This window comes from Ferruginibacter sp. (genome assembly GCF_031430955.1).
In the GTDB taxonomy this organism is placed as follows: domain Bacteria; phylum Bacteroidota; class Bacteroidia; order Chitinophagales; family Chitinophagaceae; genus Ferruginibacter.
The window spans coordinates 1-5,661 of sequence record NZ_JANPCM010000559.1 but is presented as its reverse complement, the minus strand read 5'-3'; the positions used below and the strand labels follow the sequence as shown (position 1 = coordinate 5,661).

The 5,661-nt window shown below is 34.3% G+C and carries 8 protein-coding genes; 1 reads left to right on the top strand and 7 read right to left on the bottom strand.

All coding sequences use genetic code 11. The features are described 5' to 3' along the window. Positions 1-200: 200 nt before the first annotated feature. The 5 genes from ACY65O_RS16015 to ACY65O_RS15995 all read right to left on the bottom strand — a co-directional run bounded on the left by ACY65O_RS16015 (position 201) and on the right by ACY65O_RS15995 (position 3,421). Positions 201-665, bottom strand: a complete 465-nt coding sequence (locus ACY65O_RS16015; protein WP_462221868.1) for a nucleoside deaminase — start codon at positions 663-665, stop codon at positions 201-203. Between the two features lie 124 nt (positions 666-789). After that, positions 790-1,455 (bottom strand): response regulator, encoded by a 666-nt coding sequence (locus ACY65O_RS16010; RefSeq protein WP_462221867.1) that lies wholly within the window; start codon positions 1,453-1,455, stop codon positions 790-792. 8 nt (positions 1,456-1,463) lie between these two features. After that, on the bottom strand, positions 1,464-2,210 hold the full coding sequence (locus ACY65O_RS16005; RefSeq protein WP_462221866.1) for a sensor histidine kinase: 747 nt from the start codon (positions 2,208-2,210) through the stop codon (positions 1,464-1,466). Next, positions 2,171-2,836, bottom strand: coding sequence for a hypothetical protein (locus ACY65O_RS16000; RefSeq protein ID WP_462221865.1), 666 nt, complete (start codon positions 2,834-2,836; stop codon positions 2,171-2,173). Before ACY65O_RS16000 ends, ACY65O_RS16005 begins: the two co-directional genes overlap by 40 nt. A gap of 30 nt (positions 2,837-2,866) precedes the next feature. Beyond that, positions 2,867-3,421, bottom strand: coding sequence for a hypothetical protein (locus ACY65O_RS15995; protein WP_462221864.1), 555 nt, complete (start codon positions 3,419-3,421; stop codon positions 2,867-2,869). 209 nt (positions 3,422-3,630) lie between these two features. Here ACY65O_RS15995 and ACY65O_RS15990 point away from each other — a divergent pair, with 209 nt between their 5' ends. After that, on the top strand, positions 3,631-3,870 hold the full coding sequence (locus ACY65O_RS15990; RefSeq protein ID WP_462221863.1) for a hypothetical protein: 240 nt from the start codon (positions 3,631-3,633) through the stop codon (positions 3,868-3,870). A gap of 218 nt (positions 3,871-4,088) precedes the next feature. Here ACY65O_RS15990 and ACY65O_RS15985 read toward each other — a convergent pair whose 3' ends face one another. Together ACY65O_RS15985 and ACY65O_RS15980 are read right to left on the bottom strand one after the other, a co-directional pair. Next, positions 4,089-4,814 (bottom strand): DUF5131 family protein, encoded by a 726-nt coding sequence (locus ACY65O_RS15985; RefSeq protein ID WP_462221862.1) that lies wholly within the window; start codon positions 4,812-4,814, stop codon positions 4,089-4,091. A 35-nt stretch (positions 4,815-4,849) separates the two neighbouring features. After that, positions 4,850-5,524 carry a hypothetical protein gene (locus tag ACY65O_RS15980; RefSeq protein WP_462221861.1) on the bottom strand — a complete coding sequence of 225 codons (675 nt, stop codon included), beginning with the start codon at positions 5,522-5,524 and terminating at the stop codon, positions 4,850-4,852. Positions 5,525-5,661: the final 137 nt, after the last annotated feature.

The window sequence follows — 5,661 nt, the reverse complement described above, 5'->3', positions numbered from 1 at the left end:
TTTTTGAAAAAAATAAAAAATAATTTTTAAGTGCCTGCCAGGAGCCTTAAAATTAACTGTAACACTTGTACTAAAAAACAATAGTTTTTTACAAAATGTTTTTATTTTTTTACATACAAAAAATAAATTACGAAATACATTTTCAAAATAAAGCAGCGTAAGTGGTTGGTAAATTTAAATAAGAGAAGAGCTGTATAATTTTAATAATTTTCCAGCGCCCTGCGAAACACCTGCAGCGCCTGCGTATTTTTTATCCGCTTAAATAACAGGCTGCGTTTTGCTTTTGGCTTTCGCAATTCTGCTAAAATTTCTTTATCAATAAAACCATGTTCCAATGCATCTTCTTCTGTATTGCTGTAATATACGGATTCAATTTTACTCCAGTAAATAGCAGCGGTACATAAAGGGCATGGTTCGGCGCTGGTATAAATTTCACAACCACTTAAATCAGTAGTCTGTAAATTTTTACAAGCATCTCTTATTGCCATCACTTCGGCATGTGCGGTAGGATCGCAATTGGCAAAAACTTTATTACCACTGCTGCCAACAATTTCACCTTTTCTAACAATGATAGCGCCAAATGGGCCGCCGCATTTACTGTCCAGGGCATACTGGCTAAGATCTACCGCCATTTGCATAAACCTGTTTTTATCTTCTTTTATCATTTAAAATAATTTTTAAATAAGCTGCTGCAAATGTTGCGCCATGCATTATAAAAAAACAGAGTGGTGGTAATGATAACGTGGAAATATACTATAAAAGTTTAAAAAATTAGTAAGTGCGAATTTTTTAGAGTAAAGGTGTGTACAAATGTTCCCGTATGGCATACACAATTATGCCCGCAGTATTTTTTACGTTCATCTTTTCAATAATTTTTAAACGTAACCCTTCAACAGTTCTTACACTTAAAAATATTTTTTCGCCAATTTCTTTATTGGTTAATCCTTCGCAGATGTAGCAGATTATTTCCTGCTCCCTTTCATTAAACTCAGGTTTTTCTTTTTTTAAATGCCAGTTGAATTTACTTTTTGCTACCATGCCCGCCAGTTTTTGAGAAGTAAGGCGGCAGTAATGCGGTTCGTTATTGGCAACTGTATGCACTGCTTCTATAATTTCTGTTTTGTCAGCATTTTTTAAAAGATATCCTTTTGCACCTGCCTCCAGCATATCCACAATTAAATCTTCTTCATCAAACATGGTTAAGGCAATAATGCCAATAGATGGATAATGTTCTGTAAGATATTTTGTGGCAGCAACACCATCAAGCTGCGGCATTTTTACATCGGTAATTATTACATCTGGTAAAGTATGTTTTACCAGTTCAATCAACTCCTTTCCATCTGCAGCTTCGCCGGCAACAATAATATCGGTCTGCCTTTGCAACATCAGTTTTAAACCATCCCTGAAAATTTCATGGTCGTCGGCAATAACAATTTTAATTGCAGTAGTACTCATTGTTTTTATTAAACCGGAATATCAAAAATATACGTTACCCCTTTACCGGGTTGAGAGCTGCAGGTTAACTCGCCACCCATAACTTCTGTACGGCTTTGCAAGTTACGCAACCCAAGTCCTTTAAGTTCTTTTGATTTTGAAAAATAATCAAACCCTTTTCCATTGTCGGAAGTAGCAAGCAGAATGCGATTTTCTTCTTTACGCAAACTGATCAATAATAAATTTGCGCCGGAATGTTTAATGGTATTGTGCAATACTTCCTGCACAATTCTGTACAAATTAATTTCTTTGTTTTGGTCAAGCCTAATCTCCTGCTCACAACTAAACCTTACTTCCAGCTTACTTGCTTTTTTATAGGTATCAGCTAATTCTATTATCGCAGTTTTTAATCCCTTACGCAGCAAAGTATTGGGCATAAGGTTGTTGGAAATTTCACGAAGTTTATGAATGATACTGTCGATATGCTGACTCGATTTTATAACCAGTTGCTGATCTTCTTCACCCGCAGTTTCAATATTATTTATTTGCAGTTTTACTGCAGATAATAACGGTCCCAGTTCATCATGCAGATCAGATGCTATTCTTCTTCTTTCGTTTTCAAGCGTATCAATTTCGGCCTGTATTTTATCTTTATGCATACGCAGGCTTTTTCTATGATAGCTTACTGCCGTTATAATAAAATATAACAGTATGATGCCTACCAACGAAGCAACAATTAAAATAGCCTGGTAAAATTCTTCTTCTTTGGAATCCATAGTGCAGCTGTTGCAAACATCAAATTAACAATAAGATTTGAATAACTGATTATACCCTGTAAGTTTCTACGCAAACCGCTGCTGGTATTTTTACCAAACACCGAAAGATAGGTAGAAGCTATTAAAAGATAAAAAGTAAAAAATATAATTACACCAAGCAATATCCAAAGTTTAGGATTTTTAAATATTGCCTGCCTGTCGGGTATTACAAATTTATTAAACGCCGTAACCGCAAAAAACAATAATGCAATGGTATAAAGTACAGGAAAATAAACGCCTGTTTTTGTAAACCCATCTGCAAAAAAAGTAAGTACCAGCCAGCAAATAAAAAAAATACCAATTATAAAAAGATAAATTTTCTTTTTATAATTAAATAAACCCCAAAGATGAAAAAGCCAGGTGTAAAAAAAGAATTCGAGGTAATCGAATACGTTTATCATTGCCGAAATGGTACTGTACATTTTATATTTTGTAAGTACAAAATTGGCTATCTCCACAAGAAGTGAAATAAAGGCAAGGTAGAAAAAGGGGTAATAAGATTTATCGATTGACTTATATCTTATTACCCCAATAATTACTGTAACAGCAATAGTGAGGCTTAGAATAAATAGTACTTCGCTGTTCATATATAAGGTACGAAGCTGATTAAAAATATTTTAATAATTAGTAGGACATGGAGGGTTACACTGTCCGTGTTCTTCTCCACCAACCTCTTCGCCTGACGATTCTGACGTTTTCATTTGCCGGCCGGCGCTATCTGCAGTTGCTGTTTCGTTAGTTACCTTGCCGGTTTTTTGTTCAGAAAGATATAAATTTTCGCCTTTGCTGTTAACACCCACCAATACTAAACGTACACTGCTGCTGTCGCCATTTTTATTTATCCCGTATAAAATTCTTATACCAACACAATCGGGAATTTGCAATAATTCTATTATTGCTTTTTTATTAAACGCTTCGCTGAAGGGAATAGAAAACCCCGGACGAAACTTTTGCAAAGAATCTCTTTCCCTGCTGAAAGCGGCCTCATATTCTTTAATTTTTTGCAATGGAATAAAATGATCAATTTTTGCCAGTGCCGATGTATCATTGGGCACCTGTATTACAACGCCGCCGCTATCGTTATTACAGGAAGCCATAAAAATTATAAGCGGCAGCAATAAAAATAATAGCCCGAAAAATGCAGAAAAGGTAATTTTTTTAGGTTGTTGCATGATAAGTAAATTTAAAAATGATGATAAAAGTAGAAATACATTCCATTAAAATTATACGTAGAACTACTTTTTTTTACTGCATCAACTACGTTTAATAATCAGTAGTGATGCGCTTGTTTTTTCTTACCCTTAGTTTCATCTTTACAATTCAATTACCCACTCCCACTTTTTGCCGGCAATAGTAAACCTTATCACTTAAAGTAAAAGTTATGAAACAAATTATGGGTACTAAAAAAAGAACTGCACGGCTAAATATTATTGCAGCCGATATTAGCAGTGCCAATTTTAACTGGGATTCTTTTGAAACAATGGCGGCATTTTATACCGAAGAAATTAAAAAAGTAACTGAGTCGCTTAACCAGCTTTCTATAATGGATGATGCCAGGCTGATTGTTATTTTATGCGGTAAAATAAAATTGATGAAAGAAAAGTTGAGGCGGAGGTGGTGAGGTATTACTGCCTTTGTAGTTTATAGTTAATTACATAAAAATAAATACCTCTGTATATATAATTGGATAATGCATCCTTGTAAATTCAAAGCGAGACTTTGAATTTACAAGGACAATTTTTTGTTACCGGCAGTAGTTTTTCATGGCATCATCGTTGCATCGCACTCTTGTGCGGTATACCATTGGGGAACTTTTATTTAAGCGGAGAAGACAATATTTTAATTAACAGCAGCTGTTTCTCTTGCAGGCATTTCGTTGTAAGTGTTACCTGCTAATTCTCTGCCTGCTTTCTTTTTATTGGTGCCGCCCCATTGTTTAAAAAAGAATAACACTTCCTGCTCCTGGCATTGTTGCTTAATATCCCAAACCCACCATTCTTCCATTGGTCTTGCTTTTCTTCCACTTTCGCCACCAACAATTACCCAGTCAATTCCCAATAAATTTAAATTCATTAACGGCCCAATTAAAGGTTCGCAAGAAAGAAATTTTACAGCTGCATTTGTTTGCCGTAAAAAATCTATACGCTGTGTTACTCTTTCATCTTCTACCGAAACACCCATCCAAATATTATTTGTCCAGTTTAGTTGTTCATGTATTTCAAATAACCTGTCTGCTCTTTTTGTTAGCACCTGGTAAGTATGTTGAGGTGTATTATTCATTACATGAAATACTTTTTTTATAAATTCAACAGGAACATCAGGATGAAATAAATCACTCATTGAATTTACAAATACCACTTTAGGTTTTTTCCATTCAAAAGGAGTCATTAATGAATCCTCATGCGTTCTTACCGCAAAGCCATCTTTATATTTATCAATGCCCATTGCCATTAAGCGGCGGGTCATTACTTCAGCATAACAATATTTACATCCTGCTGATATTTTTGTACAACCTGTTGTTGGATTCCAGGTCATTTCTGTCCATTCTATTGAGGATTGTGCCATGGGTTTATTAAGGCAGTTATAAGTATGAAATGAAGCTAATTAAAATCCAACATCAAATGAAACAGTATATAGTTCAATTTTTCTTTATGAACAGACTTATAAATTTCTTTATGGCTAAATTTTGAATGGCTTTCTTTAGATAATATTTGTTTAGCGTCAAAAGTTGTTTTTATTTGCTTATTAATCTTATCAACAATTTCATTAATCCCTCCTTCCACGGCATACCCAACCATGCACCCTTTATTTTTATAAATTCCGCTTATATATTTGTTCATTCCTGCATCGCCTATGTACTCATCAACAAGAAATTTTGCTTTTTTGCCCATAAAATCGTTTTCAATTAATAACTTAGCTTCAATACCATATTCAATCCTTTTGGGTGAATTCCAGTTACCAAAGTAAATATCAAAACGTTTTGCCGAAATTGATTTTTTTCTTCCTGAGATTATTTCTTCCGTAAATTCATGATGCTCACAGTGTACCCAGCTACCATTGTTGCATAGTATTTCCAATGCCTTAAATAATGAAAGGCTAATCTGAGTTTCATCTGGTTTCTCATAAATTTTTTCAGATGTTTTAATTATCGTATAAGCCTGAGAAATAAGATTAAATACTTCAACTTGAAATGATTCAATTGCTTCCTCCGATGGCAGGTCGGGAATGTACCCAGCAGCAAGGGCTATACTTTCATATCCTTTTAAATATCCCATGCTGGATTATTGAGTTATTAGGTCTAGTAAAATATTATCTGCATCATTTAGTGCCTGGGAAATAGACCAGAAACGTTTTTGATTAGGCTTTACTAAATAGACAATCCCATGTTTATAATATTTTATTAACTTTCTAT